Genomic DNA, 14,830 nt, shown 5'->3' with positions numbered 1-14,830 from the left:
TCCATGACCTGCTGCATAAATGCAAAGATGACCTGCAGGATTCCAGGTTGTACTGGGCAAATTTGCACTGGTACGATCGAGCGAGGGTTCGCCCCCGAATCATTTTGATAAAGAACAATAAAAGCAGGGAGTTACAGATGACCGCTCAGGCTCAGTCCCAGGCGACATGCAGCACCGAGTCCTCCCAGGACAGCGTCCTGGCCGAAGTACGCAACCACATCGGCCACCTGACCCTCAACCGCCCCGCCGGCCTCAACGCCATCACCCTGGATATGGTCCGCAGCCTCTCGGCGCACCTGCGCGCCTGGGCCGATGAGCCGCAGGTGCACGCCGTGGTGTTGCGCGGCGCCGGTGAAAAGGCCTTCTGCGCCGGTGGCGATATCCGCTCGCTGTACGACAGCTTCAAGCGCGGCGACACGCTGCACGAAGACTTCTTCGTCGAGGAGTACGCCCTCGACCTGGCCATCCATCACTACCGCAAGCCGATCCTCGCCCTGATGGACGGCTTTGTCCTGGGCGGCGGCATGGGCCTGGTCCAGGGTGCCGACCTGCGGGTAGTCACCGAGCGCAGCCGCCTGGCCATGCCGGAAGTGGCCATCGGTTATTTCCCGGACGTGGGGGGCAGCTACTTCCTGCCGCGCATTCCCGGCGAACTGGGGATTTACCTGGGGGTGACCGGGGTGCAGATCCGCGCCGCCGACGCCTTGTATTGCGGCCTGGCCGACTGGTATCTCGACAGCGCCAGGCTGGCCGAACTGGACCAGAAGCTCGACCACCTGCAATGGCACGACTCGCCGCTCAAAGACCTGCAAGGCCTGCTGGCCAAGCTTGCGCTGCAACAATTGCCGGATGCGCCGCTGGCGGCCCTGCGCCCGGCCATCGACCACTTCTTTGCCCAGCCGGATGTGCCGAGCATTGTCGAGCAACTGCAGCAAGTGACCGTGGCCGACAGCCATGAATGGGCCGTGAGTACCGCCCAACTCATGCACACCCGTTCGCCGCTGGCCATGGCCGTCACCCTGCAAATGCTGCGACGCGGACGCCACCTGGCACTGGAAGACTGTTTTGCCCTGGAGCTGCACCTGGACCGCCAGTGGTTCGCCCGCGGCGACTTGATCGAAGGCGTGCGCGCGCTATTGATCGACAAGGACAAAGCCCCGCGCTGGAACCCGCCCACGTTAGCGGCATTGGACCAAAAACACGTCGACAGCTTCTTCCAAGACTTCGCGAAGAACGGGAACTAACTCATGCAAGACATTGAATTTACAGAAGAACAAATCATGATTCGCGACATGGCGCGCGACTTTGCCCATGGCGAAATCGCTCCCCATGCCCAGGCCTGGGAAAAAGCCGGCTGGATCGATGACGGCCTGGTGGCGAAGATGGGCGAATTGGGCCTATTGGGCATGGTGGTGCCGGAAGAATGGGGTGGCACCTATGTGGACTACGTGGCCTATGCCCTGGCTGTCGAGGAAATCTCGGCGGGCGACGGTGCGGTCGGCGCGCTGATGAGTATCCATAATTCAGTGGGTTGCGGGCCGATCCTCAACTACGGCACACCCGCGCAGAAAGAGACCTGGCTGGCCGAGTTGGCCAGTGGCCAGGCCATTGGCTGCTTCTGCCTGACCGAACCCCAGGCCGGCTCCGAAGCCCACAACCTGCGCACCCGCGCCGAACTGCGCGATGGCCAATGGGTCATCAACGGTGCCAAGCAGTTTGTCAGCAATGGCAAGCGGGCCAAGTTGGCAATCGTGTTTGCGGTGACCGACCCGGAGCTGGGCAAAAAAGGCATTTCGGCGTTCCTGGTGCCCACCGACACCCCAGGCTTTACCGTGGACCGTACCGAACACAAGATGGGCATCCGCGCCTCGGACACCTGCGCCGTGACCCTCAGCCAATGCAGCGTGCCTGAGGCCAACCTGCTGGGCGAACGCGGCAAGGGCCTGGCCATTGCCCTGTCCAACCTCGAAGGCGGGCGCATCGGCATCGCCGCCCAGGCCCTGGGCATCGCCCGCGCCGCCTTTGAAGCGGCCCTGGCCTACGCCCGGGACCGGGTGCAGTTCGACAAGGCCATCATCGAGCACCAGAGCGTGGCCAACCTGCTGGCCGACATGCAGACCCGCCTCAATGCCGCCCGCCTGCTGATCCTGCATGCCGCGCGTTTGCGCAGTGCCGGCAAGCCGTGCCTGTCCGAGGCCTCCCAGGCCAAGCTGTTCGCGTCGGAAATGGCCGAGAAGGTCTGCTCTTCGGCGATGCAGATCCATGGCGGCTATGGCTACCTCGAAGACTACCCGGTGGAGCGTTACTACCGGGATGCGCGGATCACCCAGATTTATGAGGGCACCAGTGAGATCCAGCGCATGGTGATTGCCCGGGAGCTGAAGCACTATCAGCTCTGATCGGAAAGGATTGCTCCCTTTATATATAAGGGAGCCATTGGCAAATAAGAGACGGTCATAAGTTTTCTATGTCGAACTTCACATTCGCCGTCAACTTCGTGTTTTCCCGTTCGGCCTCAATCAGCATCGTTCCGTGAGCACGCTTTTTGTCTGAAGAAAACGTAACGTCAATGTGGCCGCTTTTTGTCGGCCAGGGTTTTAATGAATCCAACGAATAATAGTCCAAGGAACGGAGCTCCTTGTCATCGTACTCATACTTGCCAGTGGGAGTGTTAGCCTCCAAAGCCGCTTCTATAGCCGTAAAATTGGGTGATACCCCTCGGTCACCGTATAGGTGAACTGAATTCTGGAGGTTGCCATACCAAACATAGTCCGCCACAAAATCCGGTTCAGAAGTGCCTCCTATTGTTATTTTTGCCGTCATTGTTCCTTTTAAACAGACACTGTCGTTTGGGTTTTTTCTACGCGTATCGATATACATATTCTCACCATCCAAGTGACTGATTAGTAGGGTGTGCGCCCATTAGATAACGAGTGGTGAATATTAAAAACTGTCAAATCTGACAGTCTAAAAAGTTGTTTTTTATTGCTTTTCATCGCAGTTGGTGCCCTTCTGCCAGTGGTGCCCGGCAGCCTGCCCGTGCAATGCCCGTAACGCCGACTATTCTGACTAGCGCCCAGTGCCCGTTCCCGCCACACAGGAGGTGTGCCATGAGTGCCGTCAATCATCGGATCCACGCCGAGCGGATCAGTCAGGAGCGTTACATCCAAGCCCCCATCGAAGCCGTCTACGACTACGTGACCCAGCCGGATCGCTGGCACGAGTGGCACCCCACCTCATTGAGCGCAGACACCGGCACCCGTGGTTCACTGCCCGCCGGTCAGCGCTTTACCGAGATAATCGACCTGATGGGCGTGCGCGTGCCCATGAGCTACCGGGTGCAGATCGCCGTGCCGCCACGGGAGTTCAAGACCGTTTTTACCTCGCTCGCCGTCGATGGCAGCATTCACTACTTTCTCCAGGCTCGCGGCAGCGGCACCTTGTTCACTCGGGTGCTGAGCTATGAGACCGAACTGCAACTGCAGGCCTTGCAAGTGCGCATGGTCGAGCTGTCGAATCAGGCCATGGATCAACTCAAGCAGCGCCTGGAAGCGTCTTGAGCTGACAAAACTGTCATCTTTGTCTCAGTTTGCCGACAGCTACGGACGCTAAGCTGCGTGCTTGTCGCGTGCCCGTATAATTTTGAAACATAACCACCTCACCTGATGCGCAAAAGCACGGACAATGCGCCCTCTTTGCGCACTCCGTAACCGATGGGACCTGTCTATGAAAACCACCCTGCGCCTGACTCTACTGTCCGCCCTGTTCATCACCACCCTGGCCCAGGCGGCCGAGTTGATCCCGATTGATGTGCACCGCGACGCCAACTGCGGCTGCTGCAAGCAATGGATCAGCCATCTGGAAAGCAACGGGTTCAAGGTCAATGACCATGTCGAAGCCGATATGAGCGCGGTCAAGCAGCGCCTGGGCGTGGTTCCGCGCCTGGCTTCGTGCCATACCGCCGTGATCGACGGCAAGTTCGTCGAAGGCCATGTGCCTGCCGACCAGGTATTGGCCCTGCGCAAACGCAACGACCTGCTGGGCATCGCGGCCCCGGGCATGCCCATGGGCTCGCCGGGGATGGAAACCGAGGGCATGAGCGACGCGTATCAAGTCATTGGCCTGACCCGCGAAGGCAAAGACGTGGTGGTAGCCCAATACCCGGCCCGCTGAGCAATGCTCGCGGGCTATGCCGGGCTGTTTTTCAGTGCGTTTGGCGCCGCCACACTGTTACCCCTGCAATCGGAAGCGGTGCTGGTGGCGCTGCTGCTCAATGGCAGCTACTCACTGTGGTTGCTGCTCGGCATCGCGACCCTGGGCAATGTGTTGGGCTCTTGGGTCAACTGGTTGCTGGGGCGCTCGGTCGAGCTGTTCAAGGACCGCCGCTGGTTCCCCGTCAGCGCCACGCAGCTGGAAAAATCCCGCCGCCATTATCGACGCTGGGGCCATTGGTCACTGCTGCTCAGTTGGCTGCCGATCATCGGCGACCCCCTGACCCTGGTGGCCGGGGTGATGAAGGAACCGCTGTGGCGTTTTGTGCTGATCGTCAGCCTGGCCAAGGCGGCCCGTTATGCCGTGGTGGCAATGGTCACGCTGCACTGGATGTAACACCGCCAGCCGCGAGGGCTTCAAGTTAGCGCGGTACCGGCAACGGGGTGTCTGTGCTGAGGCTATCTGCCCAGGCCTGGACCGCTTGGTGGTCAATGACGCGCCCAGCGTCAACATCATCCAAGGCTTCGCGTGTCAGGCGGCTACGCTCTTCTTCCTGGTCGATCCAAACGGACAGAGCCTGTAGCTTGCTGTAACAGGTTAATCCCCGCTTAATCCACTCGCCACAGCATCCGGGAGCATCGCCCCAGGAGCCTTCCCATGCCGCTGACACGCTCGTTTCTCTTTACCGGCCTGCTGGCCACTTGCGCCCTGCCTGCCTTGGCAGCCATACAAAACCCAAGCTATGGCCCGCAGTTGCAAGGCTTCCCATACCCGTATCCGCTCGAACACTTCGACTTCCAGTCCCAGGGCCAGGCCGTGCAAATGGGTTATATGGATGTGCCCGCCAAAAGCCCCGCCAATGGCCGCAGCGTGGTGTTGATGCATGGCAAGAACTTCTGCGGTGCGACCTGGGAGGCCTCGATCAAGGCCCTGAGCGAGGCCGGCTACCGGGTGATCGCCCCGGATCAGATCGGCTTCTGCACCTCCAGCAAGCCTGAGCACTATCAGTACAGCTTCCAGCAGTTGGCAATCAACACTCATCAGCTCCTGCAAAAGCTCGGCATTCCCAAGGCCACCCTTGTCGGCCACTCCACCGGTGGCATGCTGGCTACCCGCTACGCCCTGCTCTACCCCAAACAGACCGAGCAACTGGCACTGGTCAACCCGATCGGCCTGGAAGACTGGAAGGCCCTGGGCGTGCCCTATCGCAGTGTCGACCAATGGTATGCGCGCGAGTTGCAACTGAGCGCCGATGGCGTGCGCGAGTACGAGCGCAAGACCTACTACGATGGCCGCTGGAAGCCTGAATACGAACGCTGGGTGGACATGCTCGTCGGCCTGAACCAGGGGCCTGGCCATAAGCGGGTGGCGTGGAACTCGGCGTTGATTTACGACATGATCTTCACCCAGCCGGTGTACTACGAATTCAAGGACCTGCAGGTGCCAACCCTGTTGTTGATTGGGACATCGGACATTACCGCCATTGGCAGCGATAACGCACCGCCCGAGGTCAAGGCCAGGCTCGGTCACTACGACAAACTGGGCAAGCAGGTGGCCAAGCTGATCCCCCGCTCGACCTTGGTGGAGTTCCCGGGCCTGGGCCATGCACCACAGATGGAAGAGCCTGTGCGCTTTCATCAGGCGCTGTTGCAAGGGTTGCAGGCGCTCTGAGCTTCTTAAGGGTATCCAGGCATGGCGGGCGGGCGGTGCTTGCATAAAAAATTTTGATATTTGACTTCATGAATATAATTTAACTTCATGATTTATATATAAATCATATCTTGATAAATCACTTTAAGTAGCCTGCTGCACTGCTATCGAGCAGCCCGCCCCCGACGCCCCATCAAGAGGCAACCCCGCAGACACGGGTGTTGCAAATTAAATTGTCCTACAAGCCTTGCAGGCCCTGGGCTCTGTCCTAGACTGAAGAACGATGGGTCATCGATCAGAATAAAAGCCCCCGCAAAAAATCGAAACTTTCCAACTCTGCCGCAGGTCAGGTTTAAGGTAGGACGCACGCCACCGGCACCAGCCGGACGTCCGCCCATCCAATCTATCTATCAGTTCGGTGCAATTGGCATAAGCCTTGCCAGTCTGTGCAGTGCTAGTGCGCGTGACCGCAGGACGCGGTTGACTTTCGCCGAGGGCGCCAGGCTCTCGGCTGACCAACACATGGGAGATAACGATGATCAGTGCCGCTTCGGGAATTCAGGGACAGCGTTTCAGTCAGCCGGTCGATGGGCCAACCACTCTGGTTGACCTTCCCGGCACAGTGCGGCCGGTCTCGTCTCAAAACCCCAATCGCAAGAAAGTCCTGTTTGTGACCTCGGAACTGGCTGACCTGGTGAAAACCGGTGGCCTGGGCGATGTGTCCGCCGCCCTGCCCCGGGCCATGGCCCATCTGCATGATGTGCGGGTGTTGATTCCGGGCTACCGCCAAGTGCTCGACAGCGACAACCCGATCCATATCATCGGCGAACTGGGGGGCCATGCTGCGCTGCCGCCGTGCAAGATCGGGCGCATGGACCTCAAGGACGGCCTGGTCATCTATGTGCTGATCTGCCCCGAGCTGTACGAGCGTGAAGGCACGCCCTACGGCGCCAACAACGGTCGCGACTGGCCCGACAACCATATCCGCTTCGCCCGCCTGGGCCTGGCCGCTGCCGATATTGCCGCCAACCTCGCGCAAATCCACTGGTGCCCGGACCTGGTGCACGCCCATGACTGGCCGGCGGGCCTGGCCCCGGCCTATATGCACTGGCGTGGGTCACGCACGCCCACCCTGTTTACCATCCATAACCTGGCCTACCAGGGCGTGGTCAGCCTGGCTTCGTGCCCGGAACTGGGGATTCCCGACCATGCCTTGCAACAGGAAGGCATGGAGTTCTACGGCAAGATGTCGTTCCTCAAGGCGGGCATGGCCTATTCCAGCCATATCACCACGGTCAGCGCCACCTACGCCCGGGAGATCACCACCCCCGAGTTCGGCTGCGGCCTGGACGGTTTCCTCGCCAGCAAGACCCAGCAAGGCCTGCTCAGTGGCATCCCCAATGGCATCGATGAGAGCTGGGAATCGTCCACCGACCCGCACCTGGATCACCCCTTCAATATCGGCGATTGGCAAGGCAAGGCGGTCAACGCCAGCCATGTGCGCCAGCTATTCGGCCTGGATGAATCCACTGGCCCCTTGTTTGCCGTGGTGTCGCGCCTGGTGTACCAGAAAGGCCTGGACCTGACCGAAGCCGTGGCCGGTTTTATCGTCGAGCATGGCGGGCAGATTGCGATCATCGGGCGTGGCGAGCCGGAAGAAGAACAGGCCATGCGCGCCCTGGCCCTGCGTTTCCCCGGCCGTATCGGCGTGCGCATCGGCTTTAACGAAACCGACGCCCGCCGCATGTTCGCCGGCAGCGACTTTTTGCTGATGCCCTCGCGCTACGAGCCGTGCGGCTTGAGCCAGATGTACGCCCAGCGCTTCGGCTCGCTGCCGGTGGCGCGCAATACCGGCGGCCTGGCCGACACCATCGAAGACGGCGTGACCGGGTTCCTGTTCGATGAGTCCACCGTGCCCAGCTATGAAGCGGCCCTCAAGCGCGCCTTCAAGGTATTCGCCTTCCCCGGCCTGCTCAACGCCATGCGCTGCCGGGCCATGGCCGCCCCCTTCAACTGGGGCCAGGCCGTTGCACCCTATGCCGAACTTTACGAGCAACTGGTAGCGAAAGGACTGGGAAAATCGGGGAAAGTCTAAAGAGGTTGGGATAGATGCCGTCACGGACTCTGGAAACATGGCCCCACGGCGCGATCCTGCAGGATGCGCAACACACCCGCTTCGCCCTGTGGGCGCCGGATGCCTTTTACGTCAGCGTCGAGCTGCAAGGTGGCCAGTCGGTGCCCATGCTGCCCCAGGCCGAGGGTTGGTTTGTTGTCACCTTGCCCTGCCCGGCCGGCACCCGCTACCACTTCAACATCGAGGGTGAGCGCGATGTGCCGGACCCGGCCTCACGCCTCCAGCACGCGGGTGTGCATGGCGACAGCGTGGTGGTCGACCCGCTGGCCTACTCCTGGCGCCACGGCACCTGGCAAGGGCGGCCCTGGCATGAAGCGGTGATCTATGAGCTGCATGTGGGGCTCCTTGGTGGTTATGCCGCAGTGGAGCAGCACCTGCCACGCCTGGCCGAACTGGGTGTCACCGCCATTGAGCTGATGCCACTGGCGCAATGCCCCGGTGAGCGCAATTGGGGCTACGACGGGGTCCTGCCCTACGCGCCGCAAGCGTCCCTGGGCACGCCGGACCAGTTGAAGCACCTGATCGACAGCGCCCATGAGCATGGCCTGGCGGTGATCCTCGATGTGGTCTACAACCACTTCGGCCCCGACGGTAACGACCTGGGCCAGTATGCCAGCGGTTTTTTCCGCGAAGGCACCCACACCCCCTGGGGCGCCGGGATCGACTTTCGTCGCCGCGAAGTGCGCGATTTCTTTATCGAAAACGCCCTGATGTGGTTGCTCGAATACCGTTTCGACGGCCTGCGCCTGGATGCGGTGCATGCCATCAACGACCCGCCATTTCTCCAGGAACTGGCCCGACGGGTGCGCGAACAGGTGGACCCGTGCCGCCATGTGTGGCTGGTACTGGAAAATGAATTCAACCAGGCCAGCCTGTTGCAGCAGGGCTTCGATGGGCAATGGAACGACGATGGGCATAACGCCCTGCACGTGCTGTTGACCGGCGAGACCGACGCCTACTACGCCGACTTTGCCGATGACCCCACCGCCAAACTGGCCCGCTGCCTGGGTGAAGGTTTTATCTACCAGGGCCAGACCACACGCCACGGCACCCGGCGCGGCGAGCCCAGCGGGCATTTGCCGCCCAGTGCCTTTGTATTGTTTTTGCAGAACCACGACCAGGTCGGTAACCGCGCCCTGGGCGAGCGCCTGCACCAACTGTGCTCGCCCCAGGCGTTGCAGGCGGCCACGACCTTGCTGTTGCTGTCGCCGATGATCCCGTTGCTGTTTATGGGCGAGGAAGTCAACGCCGCACAGCCTTTCCTGTTTTTTACCGACTACCACGGCGCGTTGGCCGAGGCCGTGCGCGAAGGCCGGCGCAATGAGTTTGCCGACTTCGCGGCCTTCAGCGACCCCCAGCGCCGCGCGCAGATCCCCGACCCCAACGCGCTGCAGACCTTTGAACGCTCCATTCCACGGTTTACCCAGGCGCCTGCGGCGTTGTATCGGCAATTGCTGGGCCTGCGCCGGCAACATATCGTGCCCCATCTGCCCGGCAGTATGGCCCTCGGCGCGCAGGTCCTGGGCCCGGGCGCGCTGTCGGCACGCTGGCGCCTGGGCAATGGCCGCGTGTTGCAGATCGACCTCAACCTGAGCCCGGCCACCCTGCACCACCCGGCCGGCCCTATCGCGCTGTTCAGCACCAGCGGCGCCCCTGGGGTGCTCACGCCCTTCTCTGCCCACGCCAGCCTGACGCCGGGCGCCCCCTCATCCTCTGTTGGAGAACACCCTTGAGCGACGCGCAATTGCAACGCCTCGCCAGCCGTGCAGGCCTGGCGGTGGATTGGATCGACGCCAATGGCCGAGCGCAGCAGGTCAGCGCCGACGCGCTGCGCGCCGTGCTCAATGGCCTTGGCCACCCCGCCGACACCGACGAAGCCATCGCCGCCAGCCTGCAAGCCCTGGAACGCACGCAGCAAGACCGCCATCTTGCACCGCTGTTGACCGTAGACGTGGGCAGCAGCCTCGACCTGGCCGCTCACTTTGCCCCCGGCACGCCGTGCCAGGTTTATCTGGAGGACGGCAGCACCCTGGACCTTGAGTTGGATGCCCAGGCCAGGCTGCCCGGCATCCTGCCCGTGGGCTACCAGCGGGTGCAGGTCGCCGGGCAGTCCTTCACCCTGGCCGTTGCCCCCCAGCGTTGCTTCAGCGTCGCCGAGGCGGTGGGCTGCCAGCCCGCCCGCGCCTGGGGCCTGAGCGTGCAGCTGTATGCCTTGCGCCGCAGTGGCGATGGTGGCTTTGGCGATACCCAGGCCCTGGAGCAACTGGCCCGCGCAGCCGCTGAGCGCGGTGTCGATGCCCTGGCCATCAGCCCCCTGCACGCCATGTTCAGTGCCGATACCCAGCGCTATAGCCCGTATTCGCCTTCCAGTCGCTTGTTCCTCAACAGCCTGTATGCCTCGCCGGCGTGCATCCTCGGTGAACGGGCGTGGCGCAGCGCCATTGAGGCCACGGGGCTGGCCGATGAGTTGCAAGAGCTGGAACAACAAAGCCTGATCGACTGGCCCGCCGCCGCCAAGACCAAACAGCGCCTGCTGCGTGCCCTGTACGACGACTTCCGCCAGGGCGAGCACCTGCAACAGGCCGACTTCCTGAGCTTTCGCCAGGCCGGCGGTGAGGCCCTGGAAAACCACTGCCGTTTCGAGGCCGTGCAGGCCGAGCGCGCCGCCAAGGGCGAAAGCCTCGACTGGCGCCAATGGCCCGAAGACTGGCGCGACCCGGGCAGCGCCACGCTCACGCACTTTGCGGCCGAGCAAGGCGAAGCGATTGGCTTCTACGCCTTCACCCAATGGCTGATCGCCCGCTGCCTGGAACGCGCCCAACAAGCCGCTCGCGGCAGTGGCATGGGTATCGGCCTGATTGCCGACCTGGCGGTGGGGGCCGATGGCGCCGGCAGCCAGGCCTGGAGCCGCCAGGATGAACTGCTGGCCGACCTCACCGTGGGCGCGCCACCGGATATCCTCAACCGCGCCGGCCAGGGCTGGGGCATCTCTGCGTTCTCCCCCGAAGGCCTGAAACGCAACGGGTTCCGTGCGTTTATCGAAATGCTGCGGGCCAACTTCGCCCATGCCGGCGGTTTGCGGATCGACCATGTGATGGGCCTGCAACGGCTGTGGGTCATCCCCAGGGGCGCCTCGCCCAGGCAAGGCGCGTACCTGTATTACCCGGTGGACGACCTGCTGCGCCTGCTGGCCCTGGAGTCCAGCCGCCACCGGGCGATTGTGCTGGGCGAGGATTTGGGCACGGTGCCCGAGGGCCTGCGGGAAAAACTCAGCGCCCGCGCCATGCTCGGCATGCGCGTGCTGTTGTTCGAGCAGGACCATGGCGGGCGCTTCACGCCGATCCTCGACTGGCCGGACAACGCCCTGGCCACCACCAGCACCCATGACCTGCCGACACTCAATGGCTGGTGGCACCACCGCGATATCGAGTGGAATGTACAGCTGGGGCTGATCGATACGCCCACGGTGGAGCAATGGAGCGAACACCGCCAGCGCGAACGCGCGGCACTGCGCCAGGCCTTGAGCCAGGATCCGCAGAACTTTGGCGCTGCGCTGCGCAACGAAACCGACGCCCTGCTCGATGCCAGCGTGCGCTACCTCGGCCATACCCGGGCGCCCCTGGTCTTGCTGCCCCTGGAAGATGCCTTGGGCACCCTGGAGCAAGCCAACCTGCCCGGCACCCTCGACACCCATCCCAACTGGCGCCGCCGCCTGCCGGGGGATGCCACGCACCTGCTCGACGATGACAACGCCGCACGCCGCCTGGAACTGCTGGCGGTGGCGCGCCAGCAGGCCCTGGAGCGTGACCGATGAACGCCCCTGTGCTACGGGCCACCCAACGCCTGCAATTCCACCAGGGCTTTACCCTTGACGACGCGGTGCCGCTGGTGCCGTACTTTGCCCGCCTGGGCATCAGCCACCTGTACGCCTCGCCCCTGCTCAAGGCCCGCGCCGGCTCGATGCATGGCTACGACGTGGTGGACCCGACCACGCTCAACCCGCAGCTGGGCGGCGAGCCGGCGCTACGCCGCCTGGTGGCGGCCCTGCGCACGCACGACATGGGGCTGATTCTGGACATCGTGTCCAATCATATGGCGGTTGGCGGCAGCGACAACCCCTGGTGGCTGGACCTCCTGGAATGGGGGCGCCTGAGCCCCTACAGCGAATTCTTCGATATCCAGTGGCACTCGCCGGACCCGCTGCTCAAGGGCCAACTGTTGCTGCCCTTTCTCGGCAGCGACTACGGCGAAGCCTTGCAAAGCGGCACGCTGCCCCTGCGCTTCGATCCGGGCCAGGGCCGTTTTTTTGTCGAACACTACGAGCACCATTTTCCGATCTGCCCCCGTGACTATGGCGCTATCCTGCGCAGCCACCCTCCCCTCAAAGACCTCGCCGACCGCTTCAGCGCCCTGGCCTATCAGGCCGATGCCTGGCCCCTGGCCGCCAGCCTGAAACAGGAACTGGCCGCACAGGCCCGCAGCCCCTTGAACCTGGCCGCCATCGAACACGCCCTGGGCCTGTTTGATGGGCGCCAGGCCGAAGGTTTCGCGCGCCTGCATCAGTTGCTGGAACAGCAAGCCTATCGCCTGGCCAGTTGGCGCACGGCGGCGGATGACATCAATTGGCGGCGCTTTTTCGATGTCAACGAGCTGGGCGGCCTGCGGGTCGAACGGGCCATGGTGTTCGAGGCCACCCACCGCAAGATTTTCCAGCTGATCAGCGAGGGCCTGGTGGATGGCCTGCGTATCGACCATATCGACGGCCTGGCCGATCCCCGTGGCTACTGCCGCAAGTTGCGCCGGCGCGTGGACGGGTTGTCGCCAACCCGGCACTTGCCGATCTTTGTCGAGAAGATCCTCGGCAGCGGCGAAACCCTGCGCGAAGACTGGCAGGTCGACGGCACCACCGGCTATGAGTTTATGAACCAGGTGTCGCTGATGCAGCACGATCCCCAGGGGTTCGAGGCATTGGCCCGGCTGTGGAGCGCCACCAGCGAGCGGCCCTCGGCATTTATCGAGGAGGCGCACCTGGCTCGGCAACAGATCCTCAACGGCTCCCTGGCCGGGGATTTTGAAAGCGTGGCCCAGGCCCTGCTGCAAGTGGCCCGTGCCGATGTGATGAGCCGTGACCTGACCCTGGGTGCGATCCGTCGCGCCTTGCAGGCGCTGGTTGTGCACTTCCCGGTGTACCGCACCTATATCAGCGCCTGTGGCCGCAGTGCGGCTGACGAGGCGGTGTTCCAACAGGCCCTGGCCGGTGCCCGCGCAACCTTGAGCGAGGCCGACTGGCCGGTGCTCGACTACCTGCAACAATGGCTCGGCGGCCAACCCTGGCGCGAGCGCGCCTGGGGGCAACCGCGCAAGCGCCTCAAGCATGCCTGCGTGCGCTTCCAGCAACTGACCTCGCCGACAGCCGCCAAGGCCGTGGAAGACACTGCACTCTATCGCTCGGCGGTGCTGCTCGCGCGCAATGATGTGGGGTTCAATACCGAACAATTCAGCGCGCCCCTGGCCGACTTCCATGCCGCCAACCAGCAGCGCCTGCAGACCTTCCCCGACAATCTGCTGGCCACGGCCAGCCACGACCACAAGCGCGGCGAAGACAGCCGCGCGCGCCTGGCGGTGCTCAGCGAGTGCGCGCCGTGGTATGCCGAGCAGGTGCAGCACTGGCGCACCCTGGCCATGCCCTTGCGCGATGACCTAGCCATTCCGTCGGCCGCTGATGAGCTGATTCTCTATCAGGTGCTGCTGGGCAGTTGGCCCCTGGACCTGGATCTGCAGGACACCGGTGACTATCAGCGGCGCCTCTGGCAGTGGCAACAAAAAGCCCTGCGCGAAGCCAAGCTGCACAGCAGCTGGAGTGCGCCCAACGATAGCTACGAGCAGGGTGTCGAAGCCTTCCTCAGCCGTTTGCTGCTCGAGCCCAGCGGCTTGCCCTTGCGCACGGCGATCCACGCGGCCGCCGAGGCCATCGCCCCCGCTGGCGCCTTGAACGGGCTGGCGCAATCCTTGCTGCGCAACACCGTGCCAGGCGTGCCGGACCTGTATCAGGGCGACGAGTTCTGGGACTTGAGCCTGGTGGACCCCGACAACCGGCGGGCCGTGGATTTCAATGCCCGGCAACGGGCACTGGCGACAGCCCCGCACGCTTTGCTTGAGCGCTGGCGTGACGGGCACTTGAAGCAGGCGCTGATCGCCCAGGTATTGAACCTGCGCAAGGCCCACCCGCTGCTGTTTGCCAGGGGGCGCTATGTGCCGCTGCCCGTGTTGGGCAGGCATGCCCAACGGATTGTCACCTTCAGCCGCGAGTATCAGGGCCAGTGGCTGTTGGTGGTGGTGCCACGCTGGACCCACACCCTGCTTGAAAACAGCGCGTGCCCCCAGGTGGATGCGCAAGTGTGGGGCGATACCCGGATCACATTACCGTTCGACGTCACGTTGCAAAACTGGAAGGGACTTTTGCAAACCGGTGCAGTCACACCCAACAAGGAGCTACTGATCAGCGCTGCCCTGAGGGATATACCGGTGAATGTCTTTATCCATTCTGACGATCAAGAAAGCTGAAATTCTCTGTGAGGAGCATTGCGATGAGCACCGAAGACAAACGCATTCGTGAATTCGCGTATCAGATCTGGGAGTCTGAAGGTAAGCCCGAAGGCCAGGAAGCCCGCCATTGGGAAATGGCCCGCAAGTTGGCCGAAGCCGAGGCCCAGACCCCCAGCAAACCCAAGGCCAGCACAAAGCCCAAGGCCAAACCGCCTGCGGAAAAACCCGCCGTGGCCAAGAAACCCCGGGCCCCGCGCAAGCCCGCCGGCTGACCCACCTCAAGCGCCG

The 14,830-nt window shown here is 63.0% G+C and carries 12 protein-coding genes and 1 pseudogene; 11 read left to right on the top strand and 2 right to left on the bottom strand.

Translation table 11 applies throughout. The features are described 5' to 3' along the window. Positions 1 to 137: 137 nt before the first annotated feature. The gene (locus tag AC07W7_RS02480) at positions 138 to 1,244 is read left to right on the top strand and encodes an enoyl-CoA hydratase/isomerase family protein (RefSeq protein WP_099170671.1); all 1,107 of its coding nucleotides are present in this window, start codon (positions 138 to 140) and stop codon (positions 1,242 to 1,244) included. A gap of 3 nt (positions 1,245 to 1,247) precedes the next feature. Further along, on the top strand, positions 1,248 to 2,399 hold the full coding sequence (locus AC07W7_RS02475; protein WP_495038576.1) for an acyl-CoA dehydrogenase family protein: 1,152 nt from the start codon (positions 1,248 to 1,250) through the stop codon (positions 2,397 to 2,399). 55 nt (positions 2,400 to 2,454) lie between these two features. On the opposite strand, the gene AC07W7_RS02470 is transcribed toward AC07W7_RS02475, so the two are convergent. Next, on the bottom strand, positions 2,455 to 2,880 hold the full coding sequence (locus tag AC07W7_RS02470) for a hypothetical protein (RefSeq protein WP_495038575.1): 426 nt from the start codon (positions 2,878 to 2,880) through the stop codon (positions 2,455 to 2,457). A gap of 230 nt (positions 2,881 to 3,110) precedes the next feature. Between AC07W7_RS02470 and AC07W7_RS02465 the strand changes: the two genes are divergently transcribed. From AC07W7_RS02465 to AC07W7_RS02455, 3 genes are all read left to right on the top strand, one after another. Then, entirely contained in the window at positions 3,111 to 3,560 is a 450-nt protein-coding gene (locus AC07W7_RS02465; RefSeq protein WP_495038574.1) for an SRPBCC family protein, read from the top strand. A 166-nt stretch (positions 3,561 to 3,726) separates the two neighbouring features. Beyond that, positions 3,727 to 4,173, top strand: a complete 447-nt coding sequence (locus AC07W7_RS02460; protein ID WP_076960982.1) for a DUF411 domain-containing protein — start codon at positions 3,727 to 3,729, stop codon at positions 4,171 to 4,173. Between the two features lie 3 nt (positions 4,174 to 4,176). After that, the gene (locus AC07W7_RS02455) at positions 4,177 to 4,608 is read left to right on the top strand and encodes a YqaA family protein (RefSeq protein WP_169901956.1); all 432 of its coding nucleotides are present in this window, start codon (positions 4,177 to 4,179) and stop codon (positions 4,606 to 4,608) included. A 25-nt stretch (positions 4,609 to 4,633) separates the two neighbouring features. Here the strand turns inward: AC07W7_RS02455 and AC07W7_RS02450 are convergent. Then, positions 4,634 to 4,792, bottom strand: a pseudogene (locus AC07W7_RS02450) (CopG family ribbon-helix-helix protein); the annotation flags it as partial. A 77-nt stretch (positions 4,793 to 4,869) separates the two neighbouring features. On the opposite strand from AC07W7_RS02450, the gene AC07W7_RS02445 reads away from it, so the two are divergent. The 6 genes from AC07W7_RS02445 to AC07W7_RS02420 all read left to right on the top strand — a co-directional run bounded on the left by AC07W7_RS02445 (position 4,870) and on the right by AC07W7_RS02420 (position 14,814). After that, positions 4,870 to 5,883, top strand: a complete 1,014-nt coding sequence (locus AC07W7_RS02445; RefSeq protein ID WP_076960984.1) for an alpha/beta fold hydrolase — start codon at positions 4,870 to 4,872, stop codon at positions 5,881 to 5,883. 514 nt (positions 5,884 to 6,397) lie between these two features. After that, positions 6,398 to 7,957: a glycogen synthase GlgA gene (gene glgA / locus AC07W7_RS02440; RefSeq protein WP_236309592.1), complete on the top strand. Its 1,560-nt coding sequence runs from the start codon at positions 6,398 to 6,400 to the stop codon at positions 7,955 to 7,957. A gap of 14 nt (positions 7,958 to 7,971) precedes the next feature. Continuing rightward, positions 7,972 to 9,729: a malto-oligosyltrehalose trehalohydrolase gene (gene treZ / locus AC07W7_RS02435; RefSeq protein ID WP_495038573.1), complete on the top strand. Its 1,758-nt coding sequence runs from the start codon at positions 7,972 to 7,974 to the stop codon at positions 9,727 to 9,729. After that, entirely contained in the window at positions 9,726 to 11,810 is a 2,085-nt protein-coding gene (gene malQ / locus AC07W7_RS02430; RefSeq protein ID WP_495038572.1) for a 4-alpha-glucanotransferase, read from the top strand. Before treZ ends, malQ begins: the two co-directional genes overlap by 4 nt. Continuing rightward, positions 11,807 to 14,560, top strand: coding sequence for a malto-oligosyltrehalose synthase (locus AC07W7_RS02425; RefSeq protein WP_495038571.1), 2,754 nt, complete (start codon positions 11,807 to 11,809; stop codon positions 14,558 to 14,560). The genes malQ and AC07W7_RS02425 overlap by 4 nt, the downstream gene beginning before the upstream one ends. Positions 14,561 to 14,583: 23 nt before the next feature. Continuing rightward, the gene (locus AC07W7_RS02420) at positions 14,584 to 14,814 is read left to right on the top strand and encodes a DUF2934 domain-containing protein (protein ID WP_076960989.1); all 231 of its coding nucleotides are present in this window, start codon (positions 14,584 to 14,586) and stop codon (positions 14,812 to 14,814) included. Positions 14,815 to 14,830 lie beyond the last annotated feature (16 nt).

The organism is Pseudomonas sp. GW821-FHT01D09 (assembly GCF_059422465.1).
The sequence above is the reverse complement of the archived record's forward strand: the minus strand, read 5'-3'. Positions and strand labels throughout refer to the sequence as shown.

What these genes read in the sequence shown, in the direction of transcription:
- AC07W7_RS02420 (WP_076960989.1), top strand. Translation starts at nt 14,584, where the DNA reads ATGAGCACCGAAGACAAACGCATTCGTGAATTCGCGTATCAGATCTGG.
- AC07W7_RS02465 (WP_495038574.1), top strand. Translation starts at nt 3,111, where the DNA reads ATGAGTGCCGTCAATCATCGGATCCACGCCGAGCGGATCAGTCAGGAG.
- AC07W7_RS02455 (WP_169901956.1), top strand. Translation starts at nt 4,177, where the DNA reads ATGCTCGCGGGCTATGCCGGGCTGTTTTTCAGTGCGTTTGGCGCCGCC.
- AC07W7_RS02445 (WP_076960984.1), top strand. Translation starts at nt 4,870, where the DNA reads ATGCCGCTGACACGCTCGTTTCTCTTTACCGGCCTGCTGGCCACTTGC.
- treZ (WP_495038573.1), top strand. Translation starts at nt 7,972, where the DNA reads ATGCCGTCACGGACTCTGGAAACATGGCCCCACGGCGCGATCCTGCAG.
- AC07W7_RS02475 (WP_495038576.1), top strand. Translation starts at nt 1,248, where the DNA reads ATGCAAGACATTGAATTTACAGAAGAACAAATCATGATTCGCGACATG.
- AC07W7_RS02425 (WP_495038571.1), top strand. Translation starts at nt 11,807, where the DNA reads ATGAACGCCCCTGTGCTACGGGCCACCCAACGCCTGCAATTCCACCAG.
- AC07W7_RS02460 (WP_076960982.1), top strand. Translation starts at nt 3,727, where the DNA reads ATGAAAACCACCCTGCGCCTGACTCTACTGTCCGCCCTGTTCATCACC.
- AC07W7_RS02480 (WP_099170671.1), top strand. Translation starts at nt 138, where the DNA reads ATGACCGCTCAGGCTCAGTCCCAGGCGACATGCAGCACCGAGTCCTCC.
- glgA (WP_236309592.1), top strand. Translation starts at nt 6,398, where the DNA reads ATGATCAGTGCCGCTTCGGGAATTCAGGGACAGCGTTTCAGTCAGCCG.
- AC07W7_RS02470 (WP_495038575.1), bottom strand. Translation starts at nt 2,880, where the DNA reads ATGTATATCGATACGCGTAGAAAAAACCCAAACGACAGTGTCTGTTTA.